The organism is Alcaligenes sp. SMD-FA, from assembly GCF_025960365.1.
Taxonomy (GTDB): Bacteria; Pseudomonadota; Gammaproteobacteria; order Burkholderiales; family Burkholderiaceae_B; genus Alcaligenes; species Alcaligenes aquatilis.
The window spans coordinates 2,077,168-2,094,886 of record NZ_CP110108.1; the positions used below are offsets into that span (position 1 = coordinate 2,077,168).

Annotated in this window: 15 protein-coding genes; 3 read left to right on the top strand and 12 right to left on the bottom strand. The window is 49.8% G+C overall.

Annotated features, from left to right (window positions below):
- Positions 1-157: 157 nt before the first annotated feature.
- The 12 genes from OKX01_RS09625 to OKX01_RS09680 all read right to left on the bottom strand — a co-directional run bounded on the left by OKX01_RS09625 (position 158) and on the right by OKX01_RS09680 (position 12,950).
- A complete protein-coding gene (locus OKX01_RS09625) occupies positions 158-2,455 on the bottom strand; it encodes a DEAD/DEAH box helicase (RefSeq protein ID WP_264671677.1) in 2,298 nt (765 codons plus the stop codon).
- 111 nt (positions 2,456-2,566) lie between these two features.
- The gene (locus OKX01_RS09630) at positions 2,567-3,193 is read right to left on the bottom strand and encodes a hypothetical protein (protein ID WP_123049385.1); all 627 of its coding nucleotides are present in this window, start codon (positions 3,191-3,193) and stop codon (positions 2,567-2,569) included.
- Positions 3,194-3,274: 81 nt separating this feature from the next.
- Positions 3,275-3,616: a hypothetical protein gene (locus tag OKX01_RS09635; RefSeq protein WP_264671678.1), complete on the bottom strand. Its 342-nt coding sequence runs from the start codon at positions 3,614-3,616 to the stop codon at positions 3,275-3,277.
- A gap of 109 nt (positions 3,617-3,725) precedes the next feature.
- Positions 3,726-4,268 (bottom strand): RadC family protein, encoded by a 543-nt coding sequence (radC, locus tag OKX01_RS09640; RefSeq protein ID WP_413544474.1) that lies wholly within the window; start codon positions 4,266-4,268, stop codon positions 3,726-3,728.
- Between the two features lie 295 nt (positions 4,269-4,563).
- The gene (locus OKX01_RS09645; RefSeq protein WP_264671680.1) at positions 4,564-5,679 is read right to left on the bottom strand and encodes a DUF6094 domain-containing protein; all 1,116 of its coding nucleotides are present in this window, start codon (positions 5,677-5,679) and stop codon (positions 4,564-4,566) included.
- Between the two features lies 1 nt (position 5,680).
- Positions 5,681-6,082, bottom strand: a complete 402-nt coding sequence (locus tag OKX01_RS09650; RefSeq protein ID WP_264671681.1) for a hypothetical protein — start codon at positions 6,080-6,082, stop codon at positions 5,681-5,683.
- 11 nt (positions 6,083-6,093) lie between these two features.
- Positions 6,094-6,429 carry a hypothetical protein gene (locus tag OKX01_RS09655; RefSeq protein ID WP_264671682.1) on the bottom strand — a complete coding sequence of 112 codons (336 nt, stop codon included), beginning with the start codon at positions 6,427-6,429 and terminating at the stop codon, positions 6,094-6,096.
- Between the two features lie 236 nt (positions 6,430-6,665).
- The gene (locus OKX01_RS09660) at positions 6,666-6,980 is read right to left on the bottom strand and encodes a hypothetical protein (RefSeq protein WP_264671683.1); all 315 of its coding nucleotides are present in this window, start codon (positions 6,978-6,980) and stop codon (positions 6,666-6,668) included.
- A gap of 72 nt (positions 6,981-7,052) precedes the next feature.
- Entirely contained in the window at positions 7,053-7,328 is a 276-nt protein-coding gene (locus tag OKX01_RS09665) for a hypothetical protein (RefSeq protein WP_123049390.1), read from the bottom strand.
- 896 nt (positions 7,329-8,224) lie between these two features.
- A complete protein-coding gene (locus OKX01_RS09670) occupies positions 8,225-8,839 on the bottom strand; it encodes a DUF3275 family protein (RefSeq protein ID WP_264671684.1) in 615 nt (204 codons plus the stop codon).
- 412 nt (positions 8,840-9,251) lie between these two features.
- On the bottom strand, positions 9,252-9,950 hold the full coding sequence (locus OKX01_RS09675) for a DUF3577 domain-containing protein (RefSeq protein WP_230018081.1): 699 nt from the start codon (positions 9,948-9,950) through the stop codon (positions 9,252-9,254).
- A 354-nt stretch (positions 9,951-10,304) separates the two neighbouring features.
- Positions 10,305-12,950 carry an AAA family ATPase gene (locus OKX01_RS09680; protein ID WP_264671685.1) on the bottom strand — a complete coding sequence of 882 codons (2,646 nt, stop codon included), beginning with the start codon at positions 12,948-12,950 and terminating at the stop codon, positions 10,305-10,307.
- Positions 12,951-13,442: 492 nt separating this feature from the next.
- On the opposite strand from OKX01_RS09680, the gene OKX01_RS09685 reads away from it, so the two are divergent.
- From OKX01_RS09685 to OKX01_RS09695, 3 genes are all read left to right on the top strand, one after another.
- Positions 13,443-13,946 carry a TIR domain-containing protein gene (locus tag OKX01_RS09685; RefSeq protein ID WP_264671686.1) on the top strand — a complete coding sequence of 168 codons (504 nt, stop codon included), beginning with the start codon at positions 13,443-13,445 and terminating at the stop codon, positions 13,944-13,946.
- Positions 13,947-13,985: 39 nt separating this feature from the next.
- On the top strand, positions 13,986-15,449 hold the full coding sequence (locus tag OKX01_RS09690; RefSeq protein WP_264671687.1) for an SIR2 family protein: 1,464 nt from the start codon (positions 13,986-13,988) through the stop codon (positions 15,447-15,449).
- 808 nt (positions 15,450-16,257) lie between these two features.
- On the top strand, positions 16,258-17,172 hold the full coding sequence (locus tag OKX01_RS09695; protein ID WP_264671688.1) for a toll/interleukin-1 receptor domain-containing protein: 915 nt from the start codon (positions 16,258-16,260) through the stop codon (positions 17,170-17,172).
- The last annotated feature ends 547 nt before the right edge of the window (positions 17,173-17,719 follow it).

The following is a 17,719-nucleotide window of genomic DNA, read 5'->3' on the forward strand; positions in this document are numbered from 1 at the left end:
AAAAGCAGAACGATTATCTTAAGATCAACCCGCTTTAAGTTCAACCCTTGATAACAGCTATGACTGTTCGCTTCTCGTCACCACCGCGAATCAATACGTCACAAACTGGCAGAAAAATGCCCCTCATGCGAGGGGCAAAGTAGGAGCTATGGCAAGGTTAAGCGTTGGCCAACAACTGCTTGGCCAACTGGACTTCAATGCTGTCACCAGCATCATTCAAAACATCCAAGCCACAATCAGGCATATCACCTGATGTTGACTGCGTAACAGCGATCTTCTTGGCCATCAGCCTTAAACACTCCACCTGGCTGGAACCTGAGTAGCCCAAGAACACGACCTTGACTGGATGCTTCTGGCCAATCCGCCATGACCGCCTGGCCGCCTGCATTAACGTATAGACGTTAAAACCAGACTGCATAAACACAATCGTAGGAAACTCCAGCAGATCCAGGCCAGTCTTGACCAGCTCAGGATTGGTGACAAGGACGTCAATACCCCGCTCCACCTGGTCAGCAACCCAGTCTTCGCGTCGAGCCGCATCGACCGAAGCGCGTAACACAGCCACCTTGAAGCCATTCATCTCAAGGTGGCTTTTGAGCCGAGCGGTGGTGTCACGTGTACCCGAGTAAATCGAGTACACCAGCACCTTTCTTCCTTGGGCCTTCTCCTGTTTGCACAGATCCAAGAGCTGTTGCTCTTTGGGGGTAAGCTCTGACTCCTGAAAAACAGGCACTTGTGAAAACAAGACTGCCTTACTTCGAGGGTGCCGGACGGTTTCTGGGCGAAAGCAGCACTCTGGCCAAGCCAGTAGCGTGTTCATCACGACCCCAAGCAAGCTATTGTCCTTTTGGGCCAACGCCTTCTTGAGCTCGTACACCAGGTGCTTTGCCATGCGCTGATAGGCTTCATCCTGCGCCTGGCTCATTGGTACATTAATGAAGTGCTCGTCATAGTCAGGCAAGACGTTCTGGCCAATGTCGCGCAACTTCAAGAAAACGGTGATCGGCACTACATACCGCATAATGCCAACCGGACCGAAGCCAGGAGCTTTACTGGTCCGTACCGTCATCTGCTTACCTTTAGCAGTGCGATGCGATGGGCCAGTGCTTTCCTTGTACACGTCTTTGAGCACGCCATGCTCACGCATGAACGCCATAGCTGCGCCTCCCATTGACCCATTACGAGCAGGTTTGAAACCATCTTGAATCATCTGTGTCGGATTTATTCTCCACAAAAGATGAAACAAGTCATCGGCATAGCCCCCCATCAGTGTCCCAGTGAGCAGCAGTGTTTTTTGACATTGGCTGGCCAGCACGCCCATGGCCTGGCCTTGGGCTGAGCCCTCATTTTTGTATTCATGGCCTTCATCTACAACCAAAAGACCGAAATACCCACGAGGCAAGTAGCGTTTGATGAACTCAGTGGCTTGATAGCCCCCCTCCCCTATACTGAACTCAAAGGACGCGAGGGATCGCTCCATACGCATGGCCTGCCGATCGGAGAAAACAAGCTCGCCAGACTCATCCATGAGGTTGAGAAACTCATAGACGTTATCGTCGAGCATTCCCCCAAGCAGATCCTCTCCAAAGGTCGAGAGCAATTTGCGAGCGGTTTTATCTCCGATCGTCGGCATTTGCTTTAAGGCACCCAACACCAGATCGTGCATGGAGTCGATACGCTTACCTGCACGAATCAACGTCCAAAGCGTGCTATCGCAGTGGCTGCATTTGCAGCGTCTGTCAGCAAGCATGAGTGCGGCCGCCTCAGCGGAGAGCGGCATCATTTCACCATCCGCATTCTCACGTTCGATGGGTTCCATGCAATCAGGGCAGCAAGCAAACCTAAACCGTTCACCATCTTGCAATACCTGGCGAGTCAAAAATGCCGGTTTCCAGTGAAACCCCATGCGCATACGCACACGCCCAAGCACAAAGAACTCTGGCTTGCTGGTTTTCAGACCCAGGGCATTTCGTAGCGCCAACAGTTTGCGTAGCGTATCTGGCCCATTCAGAATCCAAACCTTAGCACCAGGGACGGTGGCCAGGATCTCACGTCGCCACTTGTAGACTAGATGAGGCGGCGAAACGATCAGGGTACGTGGATGCGTACTCTGCATCAAAGCCGCAACACATATGGCCATCATGGTTTTGCCCGTGCCCATATCCGCATTGAGTACCGCTGCCGGTTCATTGTGATCCAACAACAGCTTCACAACGGCGTGTACAGCATGGGCCTGGGCTTCAAATGGCTTACGGGTCAGATTTTCCAGAACGTGTTGCCGCGCACACCAAACGGGAGTTTGAGTGTCCAGGTCCGGATCGTAAATAGGCGGGTTCTGGCGACGGACTTGCTCCAACAAGCCCTCACCAAACTGATCAATAAAATTGGCCAGAGGCATATGCAGATCATCGGCATCTTGCTCTGGGGTATCTAGCTGGGGATGTATAGCGCCCATACTGGCTCTCCAGAAAAGAAATACGGGGAGCCAGCGGGGCTGCTCCCCGCATGGGTTAGAAGAAAATGTAGAAAAGGCTGGATCCGGAAATCAGCCAATCAGCTTAGAAAATTACAACTGCAAACGTAGGCACCCTTTCCTGACCCCATCAGAGATGAAATCAAGAAAATGCTCACTTAGGCTCACCCGAACTGCCTTGACAGGGCCAAGCGTGGGATACAGATCGCTGCCCATTATCTGCACAGCTTGCTTATCACGGCACCACGCCAAAACCTCTGCACGCCAATGCTCTAGAAGAGCCACCGGCGACAAGCTTTTAATCAGTTGCCAGGCACGATCATCGAGATCATGCTCCTGAGCCTCGTTAAGGCTGGCCAGGTCGCTCTCTGCCGAGTAGTGAAGAGCCCAACCGATTCGATTGGCACGGTCTGGCTCCTGTAGATTCTTGTCAAATACCCACAGTTGCCCCAGAGGACCAAACAGGTTTTGTTTAGGCAGCCTGCCGGTGTGTTTGCCTAAGCGATCCACACCGCCGACCTCCGCCAAGTGGCGCTGGCCATCATCGCCGAGCAAGTGAAAGCGTTGTACACCGCCCTCCTTTCCACCCAACTGCATCGCAGCCATGAATTGCATCAGCGATCCATCACGCCCATACAGTGAAATGAATAAAAAGCGGCCGTCCGACTCTCGGATGCAGGCATCTGCCCAGACTTCGGGAAACTCCTCTACTTGGTACATCACCGAGCTCCATAGTTATGCGACTGGCCCCTTCCTCGCAAAAAGGAGGAAGAGGCCAGGCCGCGTCGTTTAGAGAGATGGTCAAGCCGAGCGCACGGCAAATGAGCCGTCAGCTTGATGGGTGATGTCTCGATTCCCCACGTTGTTCCAGGAGTCGCGTTGGACCTCAGTGAACATATTTGCTGGCACAGTGATTTTGAGCCGGTGCAACACCGCTTTAAAATGCTCCAGGCTCAAACCAAATGGGTTGGACTCATAAAGATTGCTATACAGATACTGATCATCGAACCCGGTCACATCCGGATCCACAAAATCCACCTGCTTTTCGATGACCAAAAAATAATGCCCCAAAGCCCTATCCCAACCTAACAGCACGGTAACGGGATGATCTTTATAGGTGGTTTCAAAGTAATGACGACTCATGACAAACTCCAGAAAATGAGTCGCAACGCCCCATAAGGGCCGCAGCGACCCCATGGGTACAGGTTAAAAACGCCCAAATGCGGGCTAAACAAACAAGAAATGACTCAAGTTACAGGTCGCCGTGCTCAGCGAACGAATAGCTAGTGGTATCGGCTGAAGGCCCGACGATCAAATGGTCCAGAACCCTTACATCGATCAGCTCCAATGCTTTTTTCAGCCGCTCAGTGACTTGGCGGTCTACCTGGCTAGGCTCTAACTTTCCGCTTGGATGGTTGTGAGCCAAAATGACTGCGCCAGCATTGCTCCTGAGCACCTCTTTAACGACCTCACGAGGATAGACAGCCGTTTGATTCAGGGTGCCTCGGAACAATTCCCGATACTGGATCAGGCGAAGCTGGTTGTCTAAAAAGAAGACAGCAAAAACCTCGTGTTCTAGGCCAGCCAAACGAGCGACGGCATAGCGTTCCGCAATGCTCGGCGTTGACATGGGAGTTCCCGAAGGCACTAAAGACACAATCGCCTCACGTGCGGCCTCCAATATCTGCCCTGGAGTCGCCAACACGTAGTGCCCATGCGCATCAGCAACATGCAGTTGCGCGGGTTCAGGCGCAGCCTGAGCGTATACAGGCGGCGCAATGGGTAAAATCGACATATCAAAAGAAGACATGGGTATCTCCAAAAAGTGGAGACAGCCGGCCCCTTGAGGACGGATGTCCCCAAGGGATAAGACGGGCTGCTGACATGCCATGCATGACTGCAGCAGATAAGAAAAACTACCCAGGCAGTAAAAGACCACCTTGATGCGTTTTCAGGGTTGAACGCACCTGCTTGAACCCCCTTTTAGGCTTGATGAGAAGGTTTCCCCAAATGGCCTGGACCAGGCTCCTTGAGGAACCCTTCTAATGAAGGGTGAATAGCGCCAACTATTGGCACCGAGGAATAAAGCATCAGCTGATCTTTACTATCTGACCAAGCCGATGATCGGCAGTAAATTCAATTGCATTGATCGTAGGCACAAACTTATCCAGCATCGTGATGGTCTCTGAAACATTCCCCTTCTCATCCACCTCCAGGTTCTGGATGCGTTCTTTCTTCTTAAAGGTATCCCCTTTAATCAGAAAAATTCGCCCGTCTTTGGATTCAATGCAGCCAGTCACCTGTCCGGCTGCCAGCGCAAGCGCCAGGTGCCATTGAGTCATCGTACGAAGCGGCCTTCTGTGACCGGTCCGCACCTGAGAGAAATGAACATCAAAGCCTTGCCACAACAGACTCGCCTTCCATGTATTGAGCTCGTCTTTCAATTGAGCGGCATCGATTCGCACCGCATGAAAGTCAAGCTCCGCATCAGCTGCTGGCACCTGGTAGGGCTCATCATCCCAGACCTCTGGCAATACTTGATCTACGAACTCTCCGGCCTGAGCCTGCGCAAGCCAATCAAGAACGCTTTTACGTGGATGTGTGCTTCGGATTTTGGTCCCGAAGATCACACATTGTTTGAATTGCTGCTCGGGGGCCATAAAGAACCGTAAATTGTCGAAATTACGGGCCAAAAATGTCCGAATCTCAACATCTAAGGCGTAATACGGAATGATGTAGATAAGCACCCCACCCTCAACCAGGAATGATGCCGTTTTCTTTAAGAACGTGCGCTCCAGACGCTCGGCTTTGTCAGAATCAGCGTTGGCCAGGTTCGCCGCATCACTGATCCCAAACCCGTAAGGAGGATTCAGAAACAGTAGGCCAATACTGCGAGCCTTAACCACGACGTCATGAAGGTCCGCGTGAATAACCCTATCTAAAAGGGTTTTCGCGTGCCAGGCCCGTTCCTTATCAAACTCAACACCCAGAGCCTCAATGCTTACTGAATCTTCACCAGCACGCTCCTGCAGGCCAAGACGAATGTCAGCCAGTGCTGCCCCTTCCCCGCAACATGGGTCAAGCAAGCGCATAGGTCTTGATGCTGGCATGAGGAAGTGTTGAATCCGCTGCAAAGTCTCATCATCGGTCGGGTAGTATCCAGCTTTGACGAAGTTACGTGCCAAGCGAGTGAACAAAAGAGCCATGTCACGCCTCCTGAGCATCAACGAGTGAGATTTCACGACCGAACACCAGACCTGCAGTTTCGGGCGATGGCTCACCATTTTGAGAAACCCACCAACTGGGTGGTTGAAGGGGGTATACAAGCAGCCCAAGGTACGGACCTTGTGAGGCAAAGCACACGACTTTGCATTGGCCAATGCTGTTGAACCTGACCATCACAGTGTCGCCAATGGCTGGAATAGGTTCCGGCCCGGTCCAAATCAGTCGATCATCGGTACGGTTTCTATCAGTGGTGTACAGCGGTAAGGTGAAATAGCGGACAACGATCATTGGATCTCCGAAAAAAGACGACGAGAGACCCAGACGGATCGTCCCGCCGGGAAAGTTGAAAGAGAAAAATGCAAACCCACCAGGATGGGTTTGCATGAATTAGAGGATCAGTACTCCGACGGCAATGTCAGCGTGGTGCTGGATCGATCCCATTCTGTAATGATCCAGATCTTGATCTGGTCATTGACGCGATACGACGACATCAGTCGCCCTCCACACGCTAGGGACCGTTGGTTAAATCGCCAATCTTCGTGGCACAGATCCCCCCAATCACCAACAGCATGACGGGCCAAGTATTCGCAAGCGTTGAGTGTGCCTGCTTGATCCAGCCGGGTAACGCCTTGCGTCGCCACAATCACGCCAAGAGGAAAGCGCGGCAACACGCCGGCAAGTTGTGAAAGGTCGAAAGATTCTCTGCCCAAAGGTTGAGTCTGCTCAGTCATAGTTGGCCTTATAGAGAATACGCAGGCCAAACCCATGCGGGCCTATGCCCGCATGGGTAGATAAAGATGAAAGGTGAAGTCAGAGCAGCATTCGCCGTTCTGTTGTGCTTTCAGAATTGAAAAGAAAAGCGAATGTCACCAGGCCTATGAAAGACCTGGCGTACATTCGCTAATTTGGAGGAGCGCACTCCTCATAAGGACACACCGAGGTGTGCGGAAATGACCGCGTGCTAACGCTAGTGCATGAACAGCTTCATGCCGCTTAAGATCAAACCGGCAAACCCAGCCAACATCAAGCCAAGACGGATGGTCATATCCCGCTTAGTCACCTCGATGTCTTTTCTGGTCACCTCAATGTCGTGCTTCAGCTCAGTGCGAAGCGCGGCAATGTCGTGTTCAACCTTGGCTGTCCACTTCTCCAGCACCTGATCAAGTGTGAGTGCCATAGCACCCTCCATTGCGATGGCCACCTTTTCGGCAACCTCTTGCTTCATACCGGCATCAACTAGGCCCTGCCGCAGCAGGAACAAGTCAGATGAGCTCATTGACATATAGTACCCCTTAAAAAATCAGGGGGGCTATCACCCTCAGAGGGTCAAAGCCCCCAAGGGTTCGTTAAAGAATCAAGCGGCTACTTCTGTAGCCCCAAATCGCAGCCAATGAAGTGCTTGCAGACGCTGCTTAAGATCACCTGGCAAGCGCTGGGCCAAATCTTGTCGAACAGAGCAACCTTGAACCAAGCGTACGAACGAGCACACCTGCGCGGGTGCCAACTCATGCCGAACCGCCAAAAACTGTTCAAAGCCCTCTTCATTCGCCTGGGAAAGCCAGTCATTAAAGATGGAATGCAGACTCTTACGCTGAGCCGTCGTGATAGGAAAAAAAATCAGTTGAGCCATGATCGTCTTCCAAAAAAGGGGACGACCAGGCCCCAAGGGACACGGTGTCCCCCATGGGGTAAGGTAAAAAATACTAACGGTTCAAAGCCAGAGAAGTCTCGCTTTCATCGTCAGTGCGCCAAGAGCAAAGCTCAGTACGGCTAATTGGAGAGCAGAGAACTTCCGACTTTTCTGAGCCAAAGAAAATCTACATTGTTCGACCATCAGATCGATCATCAGACGGGTATTAACAATTTTTAAATCGAGGATTTCTAACCTTAGGTTTCGATATACATGATGATAAACATCAGGCCTGGGCGATCGCGGAACGGCGGCCTCAGTGGTGGCGACTTGAACAGGGCTAGGAAGCTCTATGTCGGACATCCTCGAGACTGGTTGCGGCATAGGATTCATACTTACGGTCTCACATAAAAATATGCAGGCCAGCCCCATGTGGGCCTAGACCCGCACGGGTTACAAAAGTATTGGTAAAAATAATATCCAAGCGGCCATAACCGCTTTGGCACGTTTGCAGGATTGAACGTACCTCGAAACCTTTTTTGGTTTAGATCAAAAGGTTTCCCTAGTAGTCCGCATCTACGGCTCACCAGGGAACCCTTCTGGGCTCCATACGGGCTTTAATGACGTTTAAAAATGCTACCTCCTCGCCACCTCCTCTCGATCAAAGGTGCGCGTCACCGACATGGAGGTCCAGGTGACGAATGAAACGGCGCGCAAGGTACGTGGCTGATTTTGCTATCACCAGCTCCGGCTTAGCGCAAAAGCTGCGGGCGCATAAGGACGCCGCCTCCCAGATTCAACGATGCACCAATGCACAGTGCGGTCTGACTCATGGTCTCGATAGCATCAAGAGCATGAGTCAAACCGCCACCTTTGGGCGGTTTAAAAATGAAGGTTTACTGGGCAAACCAGAGTTGTTGTTTCGCATCGAAACGGTAGCCATGTCGTTGGCCAAGTTCAGCTGCTTGCCGTCGTAGCAGCGCACGTTCTACAGTCGCATCAAGTTTGATGGGGTCTCGGTTGGCAATGGTTCGGAGCATTTCTGCGTCAAGCAACCCATCGTGCTCTCCCTGCGTAGACTCTTGTGGTCCAGAACCCAAAGACCCTGACTGGGACTTCCCACCTTTATTAAAGTGGCTAAAGTCTTTTGCGGTAGATGGCGGGGGGACTGACTTTTTAGATGCTGCAACCCGTACAGGTCGTTGCTCGTCAATCGGGTCCGGTTCAGGTTGCTCCTGGGCAGTCGATAATTCGGCCTGGCTCTCAACTTGCAAATCGTGCAAACGCGCACGAATTTCCGTCACACCTTTACCAAACGCGATGTATTGCGCCAGATAGATTTCACTAATCCACACGGTTGCCTGGTATTCACCTTCCTCAAACTGATCCAGGAGTGGGTCTTTGACCTTGAACTCACCAAAAGCAGTTGAGAGGTCTGCAACGCAGAACGCACCATTTCGACTTTGTCGAATCCGCTTTACACGCAGTTGCGCTCCATCTATACGGATCATCGTGATCTCCTTCATAAAGACAGGGAGACCACGTCCAACCGGAAGAGATCTCCCGGTGGGGTGTGAAATGAAAGTACCCGTGCAGCTTACGCCGGACGGGTACAGGGGGGCTTAAATGGTGGCTATCCAACTTGCGATCAGATAGTACTTTAGAGCACGTGAGGTTCCTGTTTGAACGTGCAATTCAACAGACGTACTCGTGTGAGATGTACCCCAACTCTATACAGAGCGTTCACGTTTCAGGGGTTGACGTGTCGTGCCCGAAGGCGACCAGGTTATTCAAGTGACACCTGAAAACACTCGCAAAACAGAAGTAGTTTAGTCGCTAATTTTTCCAGCATCAAGGAAAAGAAAACCCTCGCGCAGCCCCGAATGGAGACAAAAACGAGGGTTTTGATGAAGCGTGAAGCGGTTAAGCAACGCTCTGATGGGCATAGCTTGCGGCATATTGAAGCGCACTACTTGCTCCATACCCTGCTTGATATGCAGCGGCACCTTGGTTCACGGGCACTGGAGTGCTGTTGAACTTCGGAGCCACTTTATCTTGAGCGTTTTCCTGTGGTGCTTTATTTTCAAACCGTTCCTGCTCTGGCACAGCCGGAGAGAACTCGTCATCGGTCGAGAAGCCCTGCAAAGGAGTGTCGTCCTGAAAAGGAACGTCATCCATGCTGCGCTCTTCTTGCGATGCACGCCGGAAAATATTAACGCCATCAACAGTGACGCTGTTAATCAATAACAGACGTCCTTTGATAAGTGCGGCAGGCTCTTGCTCGCCGGTTGCACGACCTTTTTCATCTCGCAGATTCCGCATGTAGGAATGGGCGTAGATATCACCCACACGGAACGAGACAAAAACCTTGCGTTTAGCCTCGACATCTCCCATGAGCTTTTCCACCATTTCGATGGCTTCGCTCCCCGAGACCCGGAGGTCAAAGTAGGTGTAGTCAGGCTCATCTGCATTTCCACGCATGGCAGAAATCGAGCAAGAGAGAAAAGGCTTTGCTTTGCGGCCAGAACCCTTGGTTTCAACCCAACGAATACGGTTCAGATAACCGACACCGTTAACGTGAAGATTGAAGTGGTTGGAAGTTTGAGTGGAAGCGGTAGTCATGATGGTGAACTCCAGAAAAATGGACTGGAGGAACACGCACCCACCCAAAAGCCGAATGGCCTGGACAGGGAAAGCGGGTTCCCTGTCCGGGTAGCAAAGAAAAAATGTACTCTGGTACTGCCTGAGAGGATCAGTACGTGCGTCTTTCAAGAGTTGAGACGCCGCTGTGGGGTGCCTTATGGCGATTCACGGAGTTAAGTTATCAATGAGTAACGATAAAGTCAAGAATGCAATTTATATACGCTAACTCAAGCCTGATCTGACAGACACTGATTGCTCAAGTTTCAGAAACTTCAAACCATCTGCCGTCTACTATAAGCCCCGACTCAAGGTACGTCTGAGGTCCGGATTTTTTTAAACCTGCGGAGCCTCAATCGCATCGTCAAGTTTAATGACAGTCTCGAGCATACGTCGAACGATCCCAGCGTCGAACTCTTCCATCCGGTCCTCATCATGAGTCCCCTTGTTAAGGTAACTCCACTCGAGTTTGTGTTTCTCACCATACCCAAGCATCTCACTCAGGTACGGAACGACTTCCTGAAACACAATCACGTCCGGTTTACCGAGAAACTGATGAAGTCCCGTCGCCAAGCTCATGAGGTCAGGCTGCCCCGGCCCCCTCATCCCGACACTTATCGGAGCCGAAAGCTTCCTAGCTGCAATTTTCTTCCAGAGACGGTTGAGTTCCTCTTCAAAAGCCTTTCGAACATAACTCAGGGCGTCGCGCGTACGCCCTTCTTCGTAGCTTCGGGTAGCCACCGTGAGGTAATGGCGAGGCGACTCAAGCTTGACCGTAATTTTCTTGTCGGCGAACGGGACCAGAAAGTCGATTCGAGTCACCGTTTCCTTATATTTCCTCATCGGTACGGCGTTCTCAAGACGCTTTACGAAATCCTCACCGTGAGTCGTGACAATGAGTTGTCTTTTACCCACCTCCTCCGGATTTAAGATGAGGTCTATAATTGCGCCTCGGTGCTCGTCATCGATCGAGTTCACGACATCATCGAATATTAGGAAAGGGACTCGTTCCGTAGTGACCTTCGCCAGCAAGATTGCCAGTCCGAGACATCGAATGTGACCTTCGCTGAGAACCTGGAGCGCGTCGCAACTTTCCCCATTTTCGAACGCAATCTCTATTCTGTCCCCTGCCGCCGTCGGCAATCTCAGGGACTTGAGCCTATCGGAAGGATGGTCGTTCTTGTTAATCTCATTGTAGAACTTAAGAGTCTTCTCGTTGAGATCCGCGGCCAAGGATAAGGACAGTCCAGCGTTATAGGCCAAGAGCTTCTCACGAAGCGAGGCATAAGCGATGCTATAGCTAAAGTTTCTCGCGACCCCCGGCTTCTCTGCTTCCGCCGCCTTGATAAGCTCCTGGTTATCCAGCTTGAACTTTTCGATAGCATGGGCTGCCTCCGCCTGGCTCTTCGCGTTATCAGCGATCAGGGTTGAGATGGCCACGATTTCCTCGACGTCTTTGGAAATCGAAAGATTGTCATCCTCAAGCCTCTTGATCGCGATTTTAGATTGTTCGACGCTTCCGTTATACGTAACGGTCACGTCCTTAAGCGCCTGAAGAAGTTCGCATTTTATTTGCACAGATCGGAGGAAAGTCTCAATGCTGGCTGCATCCTTGGCCTCGGAAGCTTCAGCACTAAGTGAGCTAACCTCGGCTGCCCTGGCGAATCCGACAATAGCGGCGGACGCCGGAAGCTTAGCAATTTTCGAAAGAAGGTCCCGCCAGCCGCCGTTAAGAGCTTCACGGATTTCTTTGATCCGCTTTTCAGCCATTAACGCAGCATCGAACTCCTTCAGTCGCTGCTCCGCGTTGTTGTATGGATCGACTGGAACTGCAAGTCGACCGTCTCGATATAGTTCGGAGGCGCACGCCGGACACTCCTGCCCGAACCTTTCGCGGTTACTCAGAATCGCACTATAAAGGTCTCGAAGGGAAAGCTGATCCTTGTATTTGTGGAGAAACTCTACCAATTTCGCCTTCTCTTTAATGAGCCGCAAAAGCCCGTCAGCTTCAGCTAAGACCTCATCCGTCCCGGGATCGTCGGCCATTTTAAGGTTCTGTAGACGACCAATTTCGATGTTGTTCGTCTTTAGCTTTCCACCGTTGCCTTCGAAACCAATTAGAGTAGCCTTAATTTCCTCGAGGTCCTCGCATTCCGAATATTTTTCGAGCAACACAGAACCCCGCATTTCAGCAGCTTGGGCTTTCAACGGAAGGCCGTTGAGGACCGCCTGGTGTCCAGCGATGCTCTTGGCCCGGTCCGCAAGATCCTTTCCTCTTTCCCCAACACAGTCAAGATATGAGTAGAGGCTTTCGTTGAACTGCGTTGCAAACGCATTGAATTCTTCCAAGCCGAATAGCGCAGCCAATCGCGCCTGTTGAGCCGCTGGAGTGTTCGCCGCTACCCGTGCGAATCCATCGATCCGATTTTTTTCAATGAAGCAGAACTCGAAACTGTGGGGGTCTGCTTTTACTTCGATCCCTTTCTCGCTCGCCGTATCCCCGAATAAAACAGGTTTCGCCGACCTCTTCGATATAGCGTTTCTGATGTAGTCCGAAGTAGAAATTCGCTTAGATTCAGCCTCATGAATCGAGCCAAGCAATCCAAATTCGAGAGCCTCACAGAGACTCGACTTTCCTGTCCCATTCGGTCCATAAATGAATGTATAAGGTTTATTGAATTCGAAAGTGTGCTTATCAGAAAACCCACGAAAATGCTCGATCTCCATTTTGGTAAGGCGGACGATCTCCTTGTCATTGGCATTTGCTTCATCATCTGCGACTTCAAGTACCGGAGATGCTGCCTCACCTTTGTCGACAATTAATTTTGCAAGGACTCTTCCTCGCCGGCCTCCAGCAGTACCAACCGCTGACACTTCTTCAAACGCTCCCAAAATCAAGTTAGCAAGTTTTTTCTCATGCTCGGACAGAGTCTGAGCAGATTTGACCAGGAATCGTTTAAATTCGTTCTGAGACTTAGACATTTAATTTAGCGAACATTCATTGGTTAGCGGATCGGACCGAGACTGTCAATATTATTCTGGGATTTTATGCTAAAGAGTATTTTTATTGCCAGGTTCAAATAGTTCATAATTCAACGATCTTTCTCCCAACCTATTGATTTATCGTTAATTAAAACCCAATCCAAACTGATATCTACAACCCAGACTAGAAAAGGGACTCCAATAGACTTTGAATGTTACCGAGGTTTGAACTTGGGCTAACTTTGAATCGAAAAAAACCAATATCGGCGAAAGACTCAAGTCAGAAAACGGCTTGAAGTGAATTTTTCATATTTCACGTATGGACGGCCCCTTGGTTTGATTATCCATCTCTGAAGAAAATTAGCTATGATACCTTCTTTCAACCAAAGGCAGCTACGGAGTCCAGAGCCCAAAATCATCAACTTTCGAATTCGCTCTTTCCAATCAGTTAGGTTTGATAAAAGTAACTCACACCCAAGCAGGAGCTATGCAATGGCAAGAAATGTTTTCTTCAGTTTCCACTTCAAGAATGATTTTTGGCGTACACAGCAAGTTCGAAACATAGGAGCATTGGACGGACAGAAACTGTACACCCCGAACGAGTGGGAGGAAGTCAAGAAAAAGGGTAATGCAGCAATTGAAAAGTGGATTGATGACAGCCTAATAGGGAAGTCTTGCGTAGTCGTATTAGTGGGCTCCGAGACGGCAAACCGTCCATGGGTGATCAACGAAATCATCAAGGGTTGGAACGCGGGTAAAGGCGTCGTGGGTATTCGAGTAAACAAGCTTCTAGATACCAATGGAGAATCTTCGATGGCGGGCCCCAACCCTTTCGATCTGCTCACTCTGAAGAACGATACTGTGAGCTTTTCTAACTATGCCAAGCTGATCACCCCCGGAGGATCAGACAGCAAAGCAGTCTACGCGTCGATCCAGGAAAACATTGAGCAATGGATCGAGGATGCTATTGCGGTCCGGAAGAACTATAAGCCATGAGATCCAGAGCAACCTCCGTACCTTTGATGAGCGTTGATCATGACTAAAGCAGGTTTGAACCGATTCCTCAAAGAGTACCCTGATGCACTGAACGATGGCGTAGGCGCGATTTTCGTTGGTGCTGGCGTCTCGATGGCAGCGGGTTACCCTTCTTGGTCAGAGCTGCTTAGTGACATTGCTGTGGAGCTTGAGGTTGACTCAAAGAACGTCCACGACCTGGCGGCGCTAGCTCAATGGAGCATCCAGGAAAACGGCGGTGCTACACGAGTCCGTAATGTCATCAAGAACGAGATAGGCCCTGACAAGCCTATCCCCGAGACTGTTGAGATTATCTCTCGGCTACCAGTCAGACATATCTGGACTACTAACTACGACCGCTTGATCGAGCGCGCATTCGAGTCTATTAGTCGACCACTCAATCCCATATCCGGCCCCAAAGATCTCGCCCTCAGGGTCACTCCTGGCGCAGCGCTACTCTACAAAATGCACGGTTCCGTCGACCGTCTTGACGACATCGTCATCTCTACTGACGACTACGAGTTGTTTCGTTCAAAACGAGGCCAGTACTTGCCTCTGTTTCAAGCGCACTTAACTAGCATGTCCATGCTGTTCATTGGTATTAGTTTCACCGATCCCAATGTTCGACATGTCCTATCATTAATTCGGGAAAGCTTTACCGATGCACCGCCCGAGCACTTCGCTATCGTTCGTGCACCGCAAAAAGCTGACTTCGCAACCGAAGGGGAATTCGCGGCGCGCAGCGCACAGCACAAACTGTGGGCGAAAGATCTCAAACGTTATGGCTTGTTGGCGGTGGAGGTCAGTAACTATGCCGAAATTCCCGCACTACTACGTCAGATTGAAAAACGAGTGGCTGCACGTAGAATCTGGGTGAGTGGTAGCTGGCCTCTTGAATGGGGAGGTTTCGAGTCAGCCAACATCCACGCGCTGGCTGAGGATATTGGCCGGAAAATTGGGGAAACAGGACGGCATTTGGTGACTGGCGCAGGCCTACTTGTTGGCTCAGCCTCTTTATCGGGGTTCTTGGGAGCACTGCGACAAGGCGGCGGGTGGGATCTTGAGCGACGGCTAATCGCCAGACCCTTTCCTCAGCCCTTGACGGGAGTCCAACCCAACGAAGAGGAGTGGGCTGCGCTACGGCTGGAGCTTGCACGACAAGCTGGTATAGCTATTTTCATCGGTGGTGCAAAACTGGCTGGCAATAAGTTGGAGATCGCTCTGGGAGTTATAAGAGAGTTTGACGTTGCCAAAACAGAAGGAGTATTTCTGCTTCCTGTAGGGGCATCTGGTGGTGCTGCACAGAAAATTAGTGACTTACTGTTAAGATCAAAGCTCTCATCATCCGGTCAGGACGCTGTAAGGCCTACGAATAAAGAATTGGAAGTGCTTTCTGACGCAGAGTTACTGGCTAGCAAAGAAGGGCGGCACAAGCTCGTTTCCCTGCTGTTTGAAATCATTAACCGGATAACTCCTGCCAAGTGATTACCCTAAAGGAGGAAAGATTCGATGGAAAAGAACGTTACCAAGGCCGAACTTCGAGCTTTTACAGCAAAAAAATCGCAAAATAGCCTCGGGCTGCTTCAAAGATCCGATACATCAAACAGAGGCACAAGCACATTCCTGTCGCATTCCAGCAAAGATCAAGACCTATTGGGGGGGTGAGCGATGGGGGTGCTTCACAATTACGGCGCACGGGTCTACATCGATACAGTTGCCCCCTGAAATGCCACCCTACACCTCAGCAGAAACTGCTTGCATTACTTAAGCAGCGCATCAGTCAAGCAAGACATTTTGTTCTGTTAACGACTGAGAACAGCAAAGAGAGTCGGTGGGTACCCTGGGAGTTGGGTATTGCGGATGGGGAAAAAGGTTTGGTCGACATCACTCTGTTTCCATCATCTGAAAGCACCTATCTTGACACTTTGACGAGTTGGGAGTATCTCGGCTTGCACCATCGAATCGTCTGGGGAAAGCTTTCAGGGTACGAGAAAGTGCTGTGAAAGGTTCTTAATCCGAAATAAAAAACAGCCGTAACGTTGAAAAATTGGCTTTCTGGTTACTGAATCATTAGCGGCCGGCACCAGAAGGCCAACAAAAAAATTTATAATTTCTAGTTATATTTTGCCTGAGCGACACTTTATTATTCAATGCGTTTACGTATACAAAGCCAGATTAACAAGCAATTTAAATATCAAAAAACAGAAAAATCAATATAACTAAGCACCGAATATTTTTAGGTGTTTTTTTGATAGAGACCCATAGCCTCTTTACGAACATTGGAATTGAAATAGTGAGTGTCGATTTATTTATCTCTTATGCATGGACATCAAAATCCCATCGAAAGTGGGTTCGCTTGCTCGCCAGTCAACTTCATCTGCTCGGCTACGTCGTAAAAATTGATGAGGCAGTGGATTACGGATCAAGTCTGCATGGTTTCATGCGAGAAATTAGTGAATCCACTCATGTTCTTTTAATTGTCGACGAGAATTATGTTGATCGAGCTAATAACCTTCCTGAATCCGGAGTTGGCATTGAGACAAAATGGTTAAGTAGAACTTTCATGGATAAACCAGCCAAATGGCTGTCTGTTATCTTTGTTGAAAATCCCAATCGTATATTACCTAACTGGCTAAATGTGCATAATCCTAAGGGTTTTGATTTTAATGCCAATCCTGAAAATAACGAATTTCCAGGATCGATTCAGATAGACGAACTTTGGCGATGGGTTGAAGGACTGCCAGCTGGCAAGGCGCATGCAGTTCCATTATCATTGGTTCGTAAACGCGCAGCACGCCTTGAGCGTGTCGATGCTCTTCGTGACCCTGGTCTTTATGCTAACCCCGCCCTTAAAGGACGTGAAACCTTTCGCTATAGAGACTATCCTCACTACACTGTTGGCCAAGGGATATATGAATTCAAAATAAAGTTCAGTGGGCATTCCAACAACAGTGTCACCGTGTACATAGGTGATGGCTTGAAAGCGTGTGGCCTCATTGCTGGAGCAGATTATGATCCGCTCACTGTCGAGCGTTTCATAACGCCGGGTCGCACTGCTAAGCCAGTTCTGGGGCAAAAAGTAGTTCTATTAAACTCATTCGGAGTGCAGTGTATTATCACGATCGATGAGATACAGCGTGAGGTCAACGCAAAAAAATATATTCCAGAGCATGTTACGTTCACTTATGAAATTTTAGTTAAAATTTAGAAGGTACAGATAAAAATAAAGTAATGAACATTGCCGCTGCAAGGTCTACATGGCTATCACTGCATTATTTGTGCGAGTCCGCGGCAATCGACAGATAGGAAAAATATACTTCTTCGCACCTACTAAACAGCAGCTTGATGAAGCCATAACCGGCCTGTTAATCTATGCATGTGGTAGTTACGGGAAACTAATGGCCCTTCAGGTCAGGGAACATTCAGCCTAAAAACGACTCAAATTGATCTACTTCTCAGCCTGCAAAACGAGATTTTCAACACAATAAGCCAACACCAGACCTGGATTGCCTCACTCCTCCACCTATAAGCGAACATCGGGCCACACTTCAAAAAACGATTATTGATTCCTAGCTTAACTCGATCGAAGGTTAAAAAGTGGCATTGGATAGTCAAAAACCTCCAACTTGCAAGTGAAGGTTTACTTCGTAGAAGTTGGCGGGATTTTATGAACTGTTCTATTTGAGCTTCTAATCGACGCTACACTCACGAACTTAGGTCCCAGTTGTGCCTAGAAGGACTAGGTACTCAAAATT